This window comes from Haloarchaeobius sp. FL176 (genome assembly GCF_024609245.1).
Taxonomy (GTDB): domain Archaea; phylum Halobacteriota; class Halobacteria; order Halobacteriales; family Natrialbaceae; genus Haloarchaeobius.
This window is the reverse complement of sequence record NZ_JANJYH010000006.1, coordinates 87,115-103,274: the sequence shown is the minus strand read 5'-3', so window position 1 is coordinate 103,274 and position 16,160 is coordinate 87,115. Positions and strand designations below refer to the sequence as shown.

Below are 16,160 nucleotides of genomic sequence, written 5' to 3'. Positions count from 1 at the left end.
GAACCGAAGATTTATCGCCTGGAACAACCGCTTTGCTGATATGTCGGGTGCAGTCGAAGAGGCTATCGTTCGCCGCGAGCTGCTCATGTCCCTGGTGTTCGTCGGCGTCGGATGGAGCGTCTCCACCGTCGCGTGGACTCCGGACTGGCTGGTAGTCGGCGCCACAGTCACTGCCGTGGCGTTCCTGCTCGGAGCCGCCGCGGACCGGAGCGAGGCCGGCCTGTGGGCACTGATCGGGACTGGGGTCACCGCCATGGTCGCGCTGGTGGTCTCGATGGTGACGAACTCGGTGCCGGCCGACCTGCTCGGACCGTCGATACTCGGGATGGCAGTCGGCTTCGGGCTGAACCGGTTCCTGTTCGGGGTCGTGAACCCCGTTCCGGAAGTACGGTGCCGGCGGGAATCGGCCGACTGACGACTGCCCCCTCCCGACCCACGAACTTTTGCTCGCTGCCGTCGACGTATCGGCTATGGAAGCTGAGACGACACATCCGGCGGTCCGGCGGACGAAACGCGTCGCGTGGCTGCTCGACGAGGCCGTCAGAATCCCCGGCACGAACCGACGGGTCGGACTGGACCCCATCCTCGGCCTGCTGCCGTTCATCGGTGACTTCGTCACGGCGTTCTTCTCGCTGTACATCGTCGTCGAGGCCATCCTCGCAGGCGCGAAGAAACGGACCGTCGTCCGGATGCTCGTCAACATCGGGCTCGACGTCGTGCTGGGGAGTGTCCCCATCATCGGCGACATCTTCGACGCGACGTGGAAGGCGAACGTCAAGAACCGTGAGCTGCTCGAGCGGTCGCTTTCGTCGTAGTCACTTCCAGGTGGTGTCGACGGTGAGCGCGCGGTCGAGCAGCTCGTCGTCGTAGGCCTCGCCGGTCTGGTCGGGGTGGCGCTCGTCGATGGTCCGAACCGTCTCGACGGTGTTGACGAAGTTCTTGAACGTCGCCTCGTCGACCATCTGGCCCTCGACCGTGACCGCACCGGTGCCCTCGGATTTGGCCTCCTGAAACGCCTCTATCTTCCGGACGTCGCGGGCCAGCTCTTCGGCGGTGGGCATGTGGATGCGGTTGGCCTGGATGGTCTGCTTGGGGTAGAGCGACCACGAGCCGTCGAGGCCGACGCGGGCCTCGCGCTCGACGTGGTCCGCGTAGCCGTCGCCGTTGTAGAAGGTGACGCCGGCGCGCTCGGTGAACAGCCGGTCGTAGGGGCCGCCGATGGCGACGAGGTCGTTCGCGCTGGCCTCGTTCGACAGGTCCTCGAGCAGACCGCCCCACGCCGGCCGTTCGCCGTCGAGTTCGCGCCCGCCGAGTTCGGCGGTGTAGTCGACCGGGCCGAAGACGAGCGCGTCGAGCCGGGAGTTCGCACCGAACAGCGATATCTCGCGGAGGTCGGACTTCGCGGCGGCCGTCTCGACGATGACGGCCATCCCGATGGCGTCGTCGGCGAACCCGGACTCGCGCTCGGCGTCCGCCACGACGCCGGCGGCGTCTTTCACGTCCGCCAGTCGGCCCACTTTCGGGACGACGACGCCGTCGATGTACTCGCCGACCTCGTCGACGAGCCGGCGGATCTCTTCGCGGCCCTGCTCGCGGGCGGCCTCGTCGTCGTAGGCCCACTGCACACGGGGCCATATCTCGCCGGGGAACGCATCGGCGTGCTCGGGGAGCCGGCCGACGACGTTCTCGAGTGCCTCGGCCTTCATGTCGGGCGCGGTGCCGTCCTCCAGGTCGGGGACGAGCCAGTCCGGGCAGGCGAACCCGTCGCTGTCGAGGGCGCTGTCGAGGTACTTCGCCGTGTTGTCGCGCGGGACGGCGGCCGGTGCGGTCTGGAAGGTGCGTGCGATGTCTGTCATTGCTCGATGAGTGCGCGACGGGTGCCCGAGTAGACGGGTTCGTCGTGCTGGTTGAACGCGATGTGCTCGAAGGTGACGGTGCCGGCGTGGTCGTGGGTGCTCTCGGCATCGAGAACCCGGGTGAAGCCGTAGACGGTGTCCCCGGGCGTGACGAACGTGTGGAAGCGCTCGTCGTCGCAGCCGAGTTCGCGGTACGTGGCCTCGTCCGAGCGTGCATGGCCGAGCGCGACCGAGCGCGTCACGTCGCCGTAGGCCACGATGTCGCTCGAGGGCGAGTCGGCCATCACGTCGACGTTGTGGTGCTGCTTCGCCGTGTTGAGCGTCATCAGCGGCAGCGTCGCGACCAGCACGTCGTCCATGGTCCGGCCGCGCTCGTGGCGGTAGGCGACGGCCGCGTCGCGGCCGTCGGCCTCGTCGAGCGCTTCAGCGAAGTCGCCGAAGCGGTCGCCGTCGGGCGTGACGAACTCGGCGGGCGGGTCGTCGTTCAGGCCACCGTCCTCGGCGTCGCCGCCGTCGGCCGCGGTTGCGGACTCGCCGCCGTCGGTGGCCACGGGCTCACGCCGTGGAATCATGTTCGTCCGCTCGTAGCTGACCAGAGCCTCGCCCGTCTCGGCGTCCACGCCCTCGGTCTCCCAGGTGACGATGCCGTACTCGGGGCGCGAGGAGGAGGTGGCGGTCGACTGCACCGTCGAGTTGACCCGGAGCTCGGTCTCCGGCGTCACGGTCTGGTCGTGGTACCGGACGTTCGTCCGGCCGAGGAAGTAGCCGCCCTTCTCGGAGAGGTCCTCCACGGTCGGCCCCATCACCGCCGCGAGCAGGTAGTCCGGGTGGACCGGCGGTTCGTCGAAGTCGGCCGCGCGGGCCGCGTCCGTCCGCCAGTACATCGGGTCGTGGTTGAGCGTCTGGCTCGCCCAGAGCTCGTTGGCGTAGTTCGAGAGGGTGAGGCCCGGGGCGTGCTCGATGCGGTCACCCTCCGTGAAGTCCTCGAAGCAGTTACCCTTCTCGCGCGTCTCCGTCCTGTCCAGTATCGTCGTGAACGTCTCTGTGTCCGTGTAGTCCATGTGTCGTCGGTGACGTATCGCAGTCCTCAGTCGTCTGCCGTGGCCTCGGGCGTCGGTCGCATCCGGGCGAGCGCACGTCGCATCTCGTTGGTCACGACCATGAAGCCCTCGTCGAACCCCATGCCTGGCTTGGCGAGGGTCTGGGCCGCGTCGGTCGCGAGGGCGACGTGGGCGCAGGTCCGCGCGGAGGTGACCGTCTCGTTGCAGGTGCCACCGAGGTAGGCCCGGGTGTCGGTGCCCTCGCAGTAGCGCACCGCTTCGGCGGAGCGCTGGACGCCGCCGAGGTCCGGCGTCTTCACCTGCACGAGGTCGGCCGCGCCGGCGTCGACGAACGCCCGCACGTCCTCGAAGGTGTTGCACCACTCGTCGGCGACGATGTCCACGTCGACGCCGGCGGACGCGAGCCCGTCGCGCAGCTCGGCCATGTCGTGGATCTGCTCCTCGCGACCGCCGGCGTCCATCGGTCCCTCGACCTGCACGTCGAACGGGCCAGCGGCCTCGGCGAGCGTCGCGAAGTAGTCCGTCACCGCGGCTCTGTCGTACGGCGCGCCGAGCACGTCGCCCAGCACCCCGTAGACGTCGACGTGGATGGTCGGCTCGTAGCCGTCGGGGCCGAGTTCGACCGCCCGCGTGGCGAGCCAGTCGACGTACTCGCGCAGGCCCTCACCGTCCTCGCCCAGCTTCTCGACGCTGTTGAACAGCCCGTGCGGGAGAACGGGGACCCCCTTGGTCATCATCTTCTCGGCGTTGCCGTAACGGTCGTCGCCGGACTGCCCGAAGACCGGGACCGGCTCGGTCGCCGGTGTCGTCCCGAGCGCGTCGGCGAGGGTCTCCGTCATCGTCCGGCGCTCGGCGAGCGCGGCAGCGTCGAGCAGCGCCTGCGAGACGCCGTAGCGGACCGCGGTGTGGAGCTGGCCTCGGTCGTCGCCGTCGTCAGCCTCGCCGTAGTCGGTCGGTCGCTCGGCGGGCAGCTCCTCGACGATGGCGGCGTTCTCGGCGAACTCGGTGGCGTCCCGGCCCCTGAGTGCCGAGGCGACCGCGCCCTCGACGACCGGGCGGTACGTCTCGGCGCGGAAGAGCGGGTCGCGACCGCCGGCACCGGAGTACTGCACGGCACAGCAGTCGCCGGTGGCGACGCTGCCGTCCGCCAGTTCGAGCTCGACGGTGAGCGCCTCGCCGGCCTCGCGTATCTCGTCGAAACCGGGCGTCACGGGGTCGCCGTCGTAGGCGAAGCCGTCCTGTGTCGCGCCCGCCTTGATGGCGCGCTGATCGTCGAAGAAGAACCCCGAGACCGTCGGGACGGCCCGAATCTGCTCAATCCGCACGGGTCTCACCCCCGTCGCGGCCGGTGTCGGGACTGCCCGTCGGCCGACCGATGAGCTTGCCGTCGCTGATGGCGTCGACGTCGTCGGCGACCATCCGGAACGACTGCTTGCGGCCCTCGGTCTCGGCGCGGTCGGCGAGGCGAGCCTGGTGGATCTCCCTGATGTCCTCGTCTATCGCCAGCTCGCCCCACTCGAAGATGCGGACGCGCCCGTCGTCGTCGCGAGCCGGGAGCACCGCGCCCTCGGCGGCGTCGCTCGGGGCGAACGGCACGTCGAGCGCACCGGACTCGAACGCCTTGATAGTGCCCTGTGCGATGTCGCCGTCGCCGTGGGCCTCGATAGCGTCCATGAGACAGCGCGTCTCGCGCTCGATGAGCGCCTGCTCCTCGTCGACGCCGTCGAGGACGATGTCCTGCTCGACGACCATGTCGATGAGCTGGCGCGTGGTCCGGAGGCCGGCCGCGTTGGCCTCCTTCGTCGGGACGCCCTGGAACTCCTGTGGCGACTTCGTGATGACCTTGTCCGGCCGCGCGATGGCGGCGGTCGTCCCGCCGAGGCCGATGACGCCGTTGGCGCGGGCCTCGTCCGGCGGGAAGCCACCCATCCACTCGTGGAAGACGGTCGTGACGCAGACCTCGTCGCGCAGGTACTCGTTGCCGAGCTTGCGGAGCGCGCGGAGGGCGGCCACGTCCTGGACGACGTTGCCGACCTGTCCGTACCCCAGCGTGAGGCTCCGGACGCCCTGCGTGGCGGCGAGCTTGCCTTCGACGAGCATGATGGCGATGGCGATGCTCGGTGGGACCAGCGTCCCGGTGAGCGGACCGAACGGCTCGCGGTTGATGGTGACGCCGCGTTCCGTGTACGCGCCGGCGAGCCGGTCGACGTACTGCCAGTGCTCGATGGTCTGGGCGAGGCTCCCCTCCTTGGTGTAAGGGATGTTGTACGAGATCGGCCCGCCCTCGAAGCTCTGGAAGCCGCCGGCGAACGTGACGGCGGCCAGCAGTCGCGCGTCGGGTGTCCCGTGTCGGACCTCGATGGGCGCGTCGACGCGCTCTATGAGCTCGCGGCAGCCGTCGACGCCGTGGTTGACGGCCGGGAAGCCGTTTAGCGTCGCGTCGCCGGACTCGCGGGCGTTCTCCAGCCCCTCCTGGGCCTTTCCATACTCGTTGTCGCGCGTGTACGAGTCGATGGTCGTCGGGAGGAGGTCGGCCGCACCCTCACCGTGGAGATGCTCGAGCAGGCTGACCTGGTCGTCGAGACAGGGCACGCCGGCGCGGGGCTGGAGCAGCGGTCGGTCCGCCGACTCGAGCACGTCCGCGAACTGCTTGTGCGCGGGCAGCGACTCGTGGTAGGCGATGGCCTCCTCGAAGTCGACCGCCGCACCGGTCGGCCAGTCGTCGCGGATGCGTTCGTCGATGCGTTGTAACTCGTCGGCGGTGAGGCGTTCGTCGCGTATCATCAGGCCTGAACCCGATCCCTCTCGGCCTCTCGGGTGGAGATCCCCAGGTCCCGTTCGAGGGACCGGATGACCTCTTCCGGTGTTGTCTCCGAGTCGAAGACCTTGTTGAAGCCGAGCTTCCGGAACGTGGCCCGGGTCTGCTCGAAGTCGTCCTGACCGACCGCGAGGTTGCCACCGATGTAGGTGGTTGCGTCGATGTCCTCGCGGGCCAGGAGCTCGTGGAACCCCTGACAGTCCTGCTCGGCGTGCCCGTACAGCGAAGAGACGAGTACAGCGTCGGCGTCGTGCTCGCTCGCGGCTGCTGCGAACTCCTCCTGAGAGGTCTGGACGCCGAGGTTCTCGACATCGAAGCCCGCTGCGGAGAGGGCCTGGTCGAGGATCGTGATTCCGACGACGTGTGCGTCGGAGCCGATGACACCGAGTATGACTGTCGTGGGCATGCAGTACTCGCCAAGTTGCATGAACAATCCTTAAAGTTAATGGTTTTTCATGATAATACACCTTAAACAGCCTAAACGCCGCCAATGTGAAACAACCACAATGTAATGATTTATCCGGAAGGTTTTAGCGCGGGGGACGGTTCGTCCACGCCATGGGAGCGCTCGAAGACGTCACCGTCGTCGACCTCACACAGGTCCTCGCAGGCCCGTACTGTACGATGCTGCTCGCGGATATGGGCGCGGACGTAGTGAAGGTCGAGCGGCCGGGCGGCGACCTCATCCGGCCGAACCCACCCTTCGCGGGGGACGGGGACGACGAACCCTACGGCGGCTACTTCCAGTCGGTCAACCGCGGCAAGCGCTCGATAGAGCTGGACCTCGGCGACGACCGCGACCGCGAGGACTTCCTCCGGCTCGTCGAGAAGGCGGACGTGGTCGTCGAGAACTACCGCGCGGGCACGATGGAGCGGTTCGACCTCGGCTACGAGACCCTGCGGGAGCACAACCCGGAGCTCGTCTACTCCTCCATCCGCGGCTTCGGCGACCCGCGCACCGGCGAGACCCATCGACAGGGCCAGCCGAGCTTCGACCTCATCGCGCAGGCGCTCGGCGGCGTCATGGAGATAACCGGCGAGGAGGACGGCCCGCCGACGAAGGTCGGCCCCGGCATCGGCGACCTGTTCACCGCCGTCCTCAACGCGGTCGGCATCCTCGGTGCGCTCCACCACCGCGACCGCACCGGCGAGGGCCAGTACGTCGACACCGCGATGTACGACGCGATGGTGTCGATGTGTGAACGCACCGTCTACTACTACTCCTACACCGACGAGGTCCTGACGAGACAGGGCAACTCGCACCCGACGCTGTTCCCGTACAACTCCTTCGAGACCAGCGACGGCCACGTCGTTGTCGCCGCCTTCTCCGACGGTCACTGGCGCGCCCTCTGCGAGGCGATGGACCGCCCGGACCTCGTCGCGGACTACCCGGACGCCGGCTCGCGCCTGCGCAACCGCGACAGCCTGCGCGAGGAGATCGCCGACTGGACCCGCGAGCACACCGAGCAGGCCGTCGTCGACGCACTGGAGGGCGAGGTTCCGGTCGCTCCCGTGCAGGACACCGCGGACATCTTCGACGACCCGCACGTCCACGAGCGCGGGATGCTCGCCGACGTCGAACAGCCCGGTGTCGACCGTGACGTCACCGTCGCTGGCTGCCCCATCAAGTTCTCCGAGACCCCGACCGGGCCGCAGGGTCGCGCGCCGCTGCTCGACGAGCACCGCGACGAACTCCTCGGCGACCGAACCGACGAGGGCGCAGAGCGGGCGACCGGCGACGACTGAGCGCCCACATCGCTCTGGCCGAGGGGCTGGTTTCCGTGACGTTCGCGCGAACGCAGTGAGCGGCGATTCACCGCCTGCGAGGCCGGAGGCCGAGCAGGCGGTCTTTTTCATCCATGTTTTTGCCGCGAGCGGTGCGCCGGAGGCGCACCCGAGCGGGAAAAAGATGGTCGGGTTTCGCAAACCCTTTTGGGGGTACCGTTCTCAGAGAGCGTATGAGCAACCAGTGGCCCCACGACCCGGACGGTGAGCAGGGCAGCGAGGGGATGCGCAAGTACGGGATGGCGGTCCTCGCGAAGAAGCTGGACGAGGACGAGGGCTTCCCGCTGAAGGCGGCGGAGTTCGTCGAGGAGCACGGCGACGAACCCATCCGTCTGAACTCGAAGCGCGTCGTCAGCGTCGCGGACATCTTCGAGCACGTCGGCGAGGGCGAGTTCGAGGACATCGTCTCGTTCCACAAGGCCGTCGGCAACGCGATGCGTTCGGGTGGCTTCTGGGAGTTCCACCCGAAGGCCGGCGAGTCGAACATCAAACACGCCTGAGTTCTTGCGGCTTCCGTCTCGGTCAGCGCCGTTCGCGAGCGGCTGCTCAGTTCCTGTCGCTCGATTCGGCCGATATTGCACGCTCCGCCGCGATTGGTTCCGACCCGTCGGCGGTGTGGAACTCGAAGCGAGCGCCGCCGTGCTCGCTCTCCGTCACCGTGGCAGTCCAGTCGTGCGCTGTCGCCACCTGGTGGACGATGGCGAGGCCAAACCCGGTGCCCTCGTCGGTCGTCGTGTAGTCGGAGTCGAAGACCTCGTCACGGTCGTCGACGGAGATTCCGGGCCCGTCGTCCGCGACGTAGAACCCGGCGCGGTCGTCGAGCGGCCCGACACGGACGGTCACGTCCGGGCGGCCGTGTTCGACGGCGTTCCGGAACAGGTTCACGAGGAGGTCCACGAGTCGGTTGGGGTCCGCACGCACCCGCACGTCACCCGTGGTTTCGAGCCGTGCGTTCGGGAGGTGGACCGACGACCACGCCTGGTCCGCGGTGGCCGTCAGCGACAGCTCGTCCGGTTCGTGGACGACCGAGCCGGACCGCGCCAGGGAGAGCAGGTTCTCGATGAGATCGCGCATCCGCCCGTGCGCCCGCTCGACCTCGTCGAGGTCATCGTCCGGCCCGATGCGGTCGGCCGCCAGCTGGAGGTGCCCCTCGGCGATGTTCAACGGGTTGCGGAGGTCGTGGCTGACGATGCTCGCGAACTCGTCGAGGCGCTCGTTCTGCCGGGAGAGCGCTCGTTTGCGCTCCTTGGTCGGCGTGATATCCGCGTAGAAGCCGTACACCTCGTCAGAGTCGTCGGATTCCGACGCTGTCAGGTCGACCGGGACGACGTGGACGAGAAAGTCCCGCGGCCCGTCGCCGGCCACCAGTCGGAGCTCCGTCGGGGCCGTGTTGTCGGCAGCTTCGATACCCGGGAACACGCTGTCGCGGCCCGCTGTCTCCGGGGCGGTCAGTACCTCCTCGAGCGGCTGTCCGACGACCGTCCCGGCGTCGAAGTCGAACGTCTCGGCGAACGCCTCGTTGACCGCAGCGATGGTGGGTGTGCCCGTCGTTCGGAGCCTGACGACCGGGTCGGGAACGTTCTCGAACAGCGCGGCGAAGCGGTCGCGCTCTTCGCGGAGGGTCCGCTGGAATCGGATCCGCTTCACGCTCTCGGCGACGTGCTGCATGAGCGTCTCAGCGAGCTCGAGGTCCGCCTGGTCGAACGCCGCGACCTCCTCGGAGATGGCCTGAAACACACCGATATCGGAGATGGGGACTGTCACGCCCGACCGGTAGGTCATCTGTGTCGGATCCGCGTCGAGCACCTGACGGAGGTCCTCAGTGTACATCGCCTCGCCGGTCCTCGCGACGCGAGCGGCGACGCTCTCCTCGTCGAGTGGCACCGACTCCACGCCGTCCCGGGGCATCTCTGCCGAGGTCTGGACCGGTTTCAGCCGACCGTCCTCCACGATATCGATGCTGGACATGTCGAACTCGAGCACCATGTCCGCCGCGTCGACGGCGACCTGATAGATGTCGGCCTCGACGGTGCAGGCCTCCAGGTCCATGGCCACGTCGTGGAGTGTGTCGATTTTCGCCGCGGTCTCCTCGGGGGTCGCGGTCGGACGGACGCCGGCCTCGAGTCCCGTTTCGACGGCGGACACGACCCGGTCGTACGCGGCCGCCGTGGCGGGCGCATCGACCGCTCCGACCGCCCCGAGCTGCTTCGGCACGTACGCGTCTACCCCTGCGTCGATTGCGTCGCTCGCGACGGTCTCTGACCCAGTGTCGGTGAACAGGACCCTGGTGAGGTCCGGATAGCCGTCACCGAGCCGGCAGAGCAGGCCAACACCGTCGCCATCTTCGAGGCCGTGCTCGCTCACGATGCAGTCGACGGAGCCGTCGGCGACCGCTTCCTCGGCCGCCGCGGCCGTTGCTGCGCGTCTGACGGCCACCGACCGGTCTGTTGCAGTCAGACGCGCGGCGAGGTCGTCGACGATCTCCGTGTCCGCGTCGACGACGAGCACAACGTGGGTGGACATGGGTGTCTTCGAGAACCCGTTGGCGTGGAGATAATTAAGTCGCGTGGCCCCGGCAGGGTAGCATCTCAAATCTGGATGTAGTTCTACTTATAGGGATGCAATCGCAAGCTGCGCGCAACAGTGACGAACACGCAGATCACGCTGATCCAGATCGACAACTACGGGCCGTGGACTGTCACCCCGGGACCACGTCGAGAGGTCGACCTGCAGACCCTGCAGTCGCGTCTGTACGCCGACCTCTCCCAGCTCGTCGGGAACCGCGACGGCTACGTCTTCTTCACGCGGTTCGACAACATGGTGGCGGTGACGAACGGCCTCGATATGGACGACCACGCGCTCATCCAGGAGTCTGTACGGAACCGCTACCCGGTGACCGTGAGCTTCGGCGTGGCGACGGGCACGTCGCCGGTGCACGCCCTCTCCGATGCCACGAATCTCATCCAGGACGCCGGAAGCGCACAGGACAAGTCTCGTCGGGAGATCCTCGACGGGCGCGTCATCAAGGAGGAGTTCCGAAGCGCCGACGACGTGCAGATCGCTCACTTCGACGTCGTCGACGCCACCGGCAAGTACACCGACGAACTCGACGCCTTCGGCGCGTTCATCGAGATCGAGCAGGCGTACGCCTCCCTGATGCGGTACATGTACGAGGCCCACGACTCGCTCTCCTTCTTCGTCGGCGGCGACAACATCATCTCCGTCTGTCCGGACTTGGACGCCGCGGCGTACGACGACGCCATCGAACACGTCCTCGAGGAGACCGGTATCCAGGTCCGGGTCGGGGTCGGTGAAGGGTCGACGCCGCACGACGCGGGCTACGCGGCGAAGCACGCACTCGAAGTCGGGCGCGCGGACGAGTCACTCGTCGAGTTCCACTGACCGACCGGCGAGCTACGCATCGCAACCGCAAAACTTCGTCTGGAAGCCCGATAAAGCTGCTGCAGGTAGATTTTAGAGCGGCCGTGTAAAATCATCACATATGGAACGCGATGTGTCGATTCGTGATGTGGCCGCGCGAGAGTTCGTCGGCGTCAGTGAATCAGATTCGGTGCTCAGCACCGTCCGGCTCATGCACGAGGAGGGCGTCGGGAGCGTCCTCGTCCTGCGAGGGTCGACCCCGGTCGGCATCATGACCGAACGGGACGTACTCGAGATGGTGGCGACCGGCACGGACCCGGAATCGGCCTCGGTCGAGGAGGTGATGTCCCAGCCGGTAATCACGATGGCCGCGAGCCGCCCGCTCGCGGACGCAGCGGAGACGATGTCGCGGGAGGAGATCCGGAACGTGGTCGTCACGGACGACACCGATGACGAGGAGACCGTCGGCCTGCTCACCGAACGGGACGTCATCGAAGCCGCGAGCACCCTCCAGGCCTCGCGGTCGCTCGACGCCGATGCGTCGATCGAGGGTGTCGCGACAGCGGCGACTGCCGTCGAGAGCGAGGCCACCCTCCCCGAAGACGAGTACGGGTCACAGGGCGTCTGTGAACTGTGCGGAGCATTAACCGACGCGTTACACGATTCGAATGGCCAGTTAGTCTGTTCCGACTGCCGACAGGTCTGACGCGCATCTCCATCTCCTCTCCGGGTCGCACGACCAGTTCGGGAGGCAAATTTATAACGCAGGGGTAAGTATGACGGTAGCATGGCACGGAAACTGCAACGGCGCGAAGTGCTGAAGACTACTGGAATCGCTGGAACTGCTGGGTTGGCAGGTCTGGCAGGGTGCATTGGTGGGGGCGACAGTGGTAGTAGCAGTCCCGATATGCTCACTATTGTCGGATACCCGGAGGACGGTATCCAGCTGTTCCGTGATTACTACAGCAGCTACGGGAACGACACGGACATTCTCATTCCGGACGGTCTCCGCGACCCCGACCTCCCGGGACAGGTCGGCAACGACATGGAGAACATAACCGGAACCGCACCTGCCGCGGGGGGTCCCGCCCAGTCCGCCTACGAGTCCCTGTATCAGGACGTCTACGGTGAGTCTCCGGGTGTCTTCTCGTCGCAGTCCTACGACTCGGCGGCAGTCGGTATCCTCGCGAACGCCGCCGCCGGTGAGAACTCCGGGACGGCTATCCGCGACCAGATGCGCAACATCGCCAACCCGGACGGGATGGAGGTGACGCCCGACAACTTCGTCGAAGGTGTCGAGGCGGCCGCGAACGGCGAGCCCGTGAACTATCAGGGGGCGTCGAGCTCGGTCAACTTCGACCAGAACGGCGACCCTGCATCCGCGGCGTACGCCCTGTGGGAGTTCAGCGACGGCGGAACCTCGACTATCCGGACCGAGAATTTCTCGGGTGCGAACCCCGACGGAGCCGGTCCGTCGGCCGACGAGATGCCCGGCGGCATGGGTCGCGAGATCATGCTCGGAATCCTCCTGCCGGAGACCGGCGCGCTCGCATCGACCGGTGAGTCGATGATCAACGCCTCGCAGATCCCGCCCCAGCAGGTCAACGAGGCCGACATCGACCTCACGGTCGACACCCAGCTCGAGGACACCGAGACGAACTCCCAGTCGGGTGTCAGCGCAGCTAACTCGCTGATTAACAGCGGCTACCCGTACATCTGTGGGACCGCCTCCTCCGGTGTGAACGTCCCAGTCTGTCAGGAGGTCCTCATCCCGAACGAGGTCGTCGGCTGCTCCCCGTCGAGTACCGCGCTGTCCGTGACGAACCTCGACGACAACGACTACGTCTTCCGGACGGCGCCGTCCGACCGGCTGCAGGGCCGCGTCATGGCGCAGGTCGCCTCCGAGGAGCTCGAGGCCGAGACCTGTGCGACGCTGTACATCAACAACGACTACGGCCAGCAGCTCTCAGAGCGGTTCTCGTCCGTGTTCGAGGACGAGTTCGACGGCTCCGTCTGGCGGCAGGTCGCGTTCAACCAGGGCGAGTCCTCGTACTCCTCCGTCGTCAGCGACGCGATGTCGGCCGAGTAAGCGACGACCAGACTCACTTTTCTTTCGACCTCGACGACGAGCGGCCGCGCTCCGCGCGCGAACTCGGGTTGCGGCTGTCGGAGGCAACAACCGGCGAACGGACGCCGGCGCCACCGCTGGCGACTACTGCGGCACCGAAAAAACGGCAGGTCCCCTCAGCCGCCCAGGAAGTCCTGGCGCACCTGCGGGTCGTTCAGCAGGGTCGTCCCCTCGTCCTCGTAGCGGTTCTTCCCGTCGACGAGGACGTAGCCACGGTCACAGCGGCGCAGGGCCTCCTTCGCGTTCTGCTCGACCATCAGCACGGCCGTCCCGGCGTCGTTGATCGCGTCGATGCGGTCGAACATGTCCGCGACGAGGTCGGGTGCGAGCCCGGCGGAGGGCTCGTCAAGCAGCAGCAGGTCGGGGTCGAGCATCAGCGCGCGACCCATCGCGAGCATCTGCTGCTGGCCGCCCGAGAGCGTCCCGGCCTTCTGCGTCTGGCGCTCCTCCAGGATGGGGAAGCGCTCGAACACCTCGTTCAGGGCGTCCTGGGGGACCTCGTCGAGGATGTACGCACCCATCTCGAGGTTCTCCCGGACCGACAGCGAGCTGAACACGTTGTCGTTCTGCGGGACGTAGCCGAGGCCGAGGTGGATGATGTCCTCCGGGCGCATCGCCGTGATGTCCTCGCTCCCGAACGTCACCGTCCCGCCCATGTGGCTCGTCAGGCCGAACACCGATTTCATGACCGTCGACTTGCCGGCCCCGTTCGGGCCGACGATGGTGACGTACTCCTCGTCGGTGACGTCGAGGTCCACGTCGGTCAGGATCTGGAGGTCACCGTAGCCGGCGTCCAGGTTCCGCACCGAGAGCAGGCTGTCCTCGAAGAGGGTGACGTTCTGGGCGGCGCTCGTGGCCGCCCCGCCGTCCGTGGCCACGTCGTCGAGGCTCATACCTCACCCCCGAGGTAGGCCTCGATGACGTCCTCGTTGTTTCGTACGTCCTCCGGGGTCCCCTCGGTGAGGATGCGACCCTGGTGCATGACGATGACTTTCTCGCAGTTCTTCATGATGAGGTCCATGTCGTGTTCGACGATGAGGAACGTGTAGCCCTGGTCGCGCAGCTCGTGGATGTGTTCGAGGAGACGTTCCTCCAGCGACGGGTTGACGCCGGCGAACGGCTCGTCCAGCAGAAGCATCTGCGGGTCGGTCAAGAGCGCACGGGCCAGCTCCAGCAGCTTCCGCTGGCCGCCCGAGAGGTTCTCCGCGTACTCGTTCGCGAGGTGGTCGATGTCGAAGAACTCGAGCGTCTCCCACGCGCGTTCGAGTATCTCCTGTTCCTGCTGGTTCACGCTGTTCCGGGCGAACGGCAGGACCGACCGCCAGAGTGCCTCGCCGCGCTGGTGCTTCGGCGCGACCATCATGTTCTCCAGGACGGTCATCTCGCCGAGCTCGCGGGCGATCTGGAAGGTCCGGACGAGACCGCGGTCCGCAATCTGGTACGGTTCGAGTCCGGTGATGTCCTGGCCGTTGAACTCGACGCGACCGGCGTCGGGTTTGTGGGTGCCGGTGATGCAGTTGAACGTGGTGGACTTGCCGGCCCCGTTCGGGCCGATGAGGCCGGTCATGCTCCCCTTGTCGATCTCGAACCCGACACCGTCGACGGCGGTGATACCGCCGAAGTGCTTCTCGAGCCCGCTGACCTTCAGCGGCACCTCGGCGGTGTCCCCGGCTCCGGAGAGCGTGGTCAGCGTCCGGTCCTCGGCGTCGTCGACACCGCTCGTGGTCCCGGAGGTCTCAGGTTCGCTACTCATCGGTCTCACCTCCGTCGGTCGCGACGGTGTCACCGCCGCCCGAGCGCTTGATCGGCCGGGTCAGCGGGATGCTGGACGCCGGCTCCTTCCGGTGCCCGAGCATCCCGTCGGGACGCCGGTGCATCAGCACGATGAGCACCACGCCCATCATGAACAGCTGGAGCTGCCTGATGCTGTCGAGCGTGTAGAGCAGGAACGGTACGACGTCACCGTTCGAGATCGGCAGCATCGCCTGACCGAAGCTCGACGGTGCCTCGGGGTTCCCGAGCGCCGTCTCGATGACGTTCTTGAAGTACCGCGGCCCCTGGAACAGGAACGCCGCGAACACTGCACCGCCCATGACGCTGCCGGAGTTCGAACCGGCACCGCCGATGATGAGCGCGATCCAGATGTAGAACGTGATACGCGGGCGGAACGTGTTCGGCGTGACCGAGCCCTGCGTGCCGAACCAGAGGATGCCGACCAGCCCCATCAGGGCACAGCCGACCACGAACGACTTGATCTTGAACATGTTCGTGTTCTTCCCGAGCGCGTTCGTCACGTCCTCGTCCTCGCGGATGGCCTTGAGCACCCGCCCGAACGGGGAGTTCCCCATGCGCTGGATGAGGACGTAGAAGCCTCCCAGGATGAGCAGCAGGACCGCCGCGTAGGCGAAGTTGTCGACGACGGGTTTGGGGTTGTTCGGGATGTAGTTCCCCACGAAATCGACGACGACGCCGAGGTACACCTCGTTCCACAACCACCCCTGTTCTCCGAACACGAGGTCGAACGGCGCGCTGAGCGCGCGAATCAGGCTCTCGAGGGGGTCCGGGTAGTCCAGAATGACCCCGTCACCGCCACCGAGGCCGACGCGGTAGCCGGCGATATTGTGACCGCTCAGCGTGTCCGACAGCAACGAGAACCGGACGATCTCGGAGAGCGCGATGGTGACGATCGCGAGGTAGTCCGCACGCAACCGGAGTGCCGGCAACGCGGCGAGCAGTCCGAGCAGCCCGGCCGCGACCATCCCGCCGATGATGCCGATCCACAGCGGCAGGCCGAAGCCACCGACCTCTGCTGCACTGGTCCCGGAGCCGAACACCGGCTTCGAGAGGATGCCGGTCACGTAGACGCCGGTTGCCATGAACCCGACGATACCGATGTTGAACAGCCCCGTGTACCCCCAGTGCAGGTTCAACGCGAGCGAGGCCATTGCGAAGACTGCGATCCAGAACGTCAGCTGGCCGATCTGGTTCATCAGCCCCCGGAACGGGAACCCGATGACCAGTCCGGCGAGCAGGTAGATGATGTAGATGCCCAGAAGCAACGTCAGCAGCATCAACCCGTCGTTCCGGAAGTCGATACCCATCACTACCGCGCGCTGGTCGTCCGCGCTCTG

Annotated in this window: 16 protein-coding genes; 7 read left to right on the top strand and 9 right to left on the bottom strand. The window is 67.0% G+C overall.

Going from position 1 to position 16,160, the window contains the following annotated elements; genetic code table 11:
- The first annotated feature begins 40 nt into the window (after positions 1-40).
- Together NO978_RS13120 and NO978_RS13115 are read left to right on the top strand one after the other, a co-directional pair.
- On the top strand, positions 41-415 hold the full coding sequence (locus NO978_RS13120) for a hypothetical protein (RefSeq protein ID WP_257300045.1): 375 nt from the start codon (positions 41-43) through the stop codon (positions 413-415).
- Between the two features lie 55 nt (positions 416-470).
- Entirely contained in the window at positions 471-815 is a 345-nt protein-coding gene (locus NO978_RS13115) for a DUF4112 domain-containing protein (protein ID WP_257300044.1), read from the top strand.
- On the opposite strand, the gene citE is transcribed toward NO978_RS13115, so the two are convergent.
- Genes citE through glmS form a run of 5 tightly spaced genes read right to left on the bottom strand, consistent with a single transcriptional unit; the run spans position 816 to position 6,141 of the window.
- Complete coding sequence (citE, locus tag NO978_RS13110; RefSeq protein ID WP_257300043.1) at positions 816-1,856, bottom strand: L-malyl-CoA/beta-methylmalyl-CoA lyase; 1,041 nt, start codon at positions 1,854-1,856, stop codon at positions 816-818. It abuts the gene before it with no gap.
- Positions 1,853-2,917, bottom strand: coding sequence for a 2-methylfumaryl-CoA hydratase (gene mch / locus NO978_RS13105; protein WP_257300042.1), 1,065 nt, complete (start codon positions 2,915-2,917; stop codon positions 1,853-1,855). The genes citE and mch overlap by 4 nt, the downstream gene beginning before the upstream one ends.
- 26 nt (positions 2,918-2,943) lie before the next feature.
- Positions 2,944-4,242, bottom strand: a complete 1,299-nt coding sequence (locus NO978_RS13100) for a methylaspartate ammonia-lyase (RefSeq protein ID WP_257300041.1) — start codon at positions 4,240-4,242, stop codon at positions 2,944-2,946.
- Positions 4,232-5,701 (bottom strand): methylaspartate mutase subunit E, encoded by a 1,470-nt coding sequence (locus NO978_RS13095; RefSeq protein ID WP_257300040.1) that lies wholly within the window; start codon positions 5,699-5,701, stop codon positions 4,232-4,234. Before NO978_RS13095 ends, NO978_RS13100 begins: the two co-directional genes overlap by 11 nt.
- Positions 5,701-6,141 (bottom strand): methylaspartate mutase subunit S, encoded by a 441-nt coding sequence (gene glmS, locus NO978_RS13090; RefSeq protein ID WP_257300039.1) that lies wholly within the window; start codon positions 6,139-6,141, stop codon positions 5,701-5,703. The genes NO978_RS13095 and glmS overlap by 1 nt, the downstream gene beginning before the upstream one ends.
- A gap of 152 nt (positions 6,142-6,293) precedes the next feature.
- Here glmS and mct point away from each other — a divergent pair, with 152 nt between their 5' ends.
- Together mct and NO978_RS13080 are read left to right on the top strand one after the other, a co-directional pair.
- Entirely contained in the window at positions 6,294-7,481 is a 1,188-nt protein-coding gene (mct, locus tag NO978_RS13085) for a succinyl-CoA:mesaconate CoA-transferase (protein ID WP_257300038.1), read from the top strand.
- Between the two features lie 212 nt (positions 7,482-7,693).
- Positions 7,694-8,020, top strand: coding sequence for a DUF5785 family protein (locus NO978_RS13080; protein ID WP_257300037.1), 327 nt, complete (start codon positions 7,694-7,696; stop codon positions 8,018-8,020).
- Positions 8,021-8,066: 46 nt separating this feature from the next.
- Here the strand turns inward: NO978_RS13080 and NO978_RS13075 are convergent, their stop codons facing one another.
- Entirely contained in the window at positions 8,067-10,043 is a 1,977-nt protein-coding gene (locus NO978_RS13075) for an ATP-binding protein (RefSeq protein ID WP_257300036.1), read from the bottom strand.
- Positions 10,044-10,163: 120 nt separating this feature from the next.
- Here NO978_RS13075 and NO978_RS13070 point away from each other — a divergent pair, with 120 nt between their 5' ends.
- The 3 genes from NO978_RS13070 to NO978_RS13060 all read left to right on the top strand — a co-directional run bounded on the left by NO978_RS13070 (position 10,164) and on the right by NO978_RS13060 (position 12,990).
- Positions 10,164-10,922, top strand: coding sequence for a GTP cyclohydrolase III (locus NO978_RS13070; protein WP_257300035.1), 759 nt, complete (start codon positions 10,164-10,166; stop codon positions 10,920-10,922).
- 100 nt (positions 10,923-11,022) lie between these two features.
- Positions 11,023-11,607, top strand: coding sequence for a cyclic nucleotide-binding/CBS domain-containing protein (locus NO978_RS13065; RefSeq protein ID WP_257300034.1), 585 nt, complete (start codon positions 11,023-11,025; stop codon positions 11,605-11,607).
- Between the two features lie 81 nt (positions 11,608-11,688).
- On the top strand, positions 11,689-12,990 hold the full coding sequence (locus tag NO978_RS13060) for an ABC transporter substrate-binding protein (protein ID WP_257300033.1): 1,302 nt from the start codon (positions 11,689-11,691) through the stop codon (positions 12,988-12,990).
- 155 nt (positions 12,991-13,145) lie between these two features.
- Here NO978_RS13060 and NO978_RS13055 read toward each other — a convergent pair whose 3' ends face one another.
- The 3 genes from NO978_RS13055 to NO978_RS13045 are packed head-to-tail and all read right to left on the bottom strand — an operon-like array spanning position 13,146 to position 16,130.
- Complete coding sequence (locus NO978_RS13055; RefSeq protein ID WP_257300032.1) at positions 13,146-13,922, bottom strand: ABC transporter ATP-binding protein; 777 nt, start codon at positions 13,920-13,922, stop codon at positions 13,146-13,148.
- On the bottom strand, positions 13,919-14,782 hold the full coding sequence (locus NO978_RS13050; RefSeq protein ID WP_257300031.1) for an ABC transporter ATP-binding protein: 864 nt from the start codon (positions 14,780-14,782) through the stop codon (positions 13,919-13,921). Before NO978_RS13050 ends, NO978_RS13055 begins: the two co-directional genes overlap by 4 nt.
- A complete protein-coding gene (locus NO978_RS13045) occupies positions 14,775-16,130 on the bottom strand; it encodes a branched-chain amino acid ABC transporter permease (RefSeq protein WP_369684144.1) in 1,356 nt (451 codons plus the stop codon). The genes NO978_RS13050 and NO978_RS13045 overlap by 8 nt, the downstream gene beginning before the upstream one ends.
- Positions 16,131-16,160 lie beyond the last annotated feature (30 nt).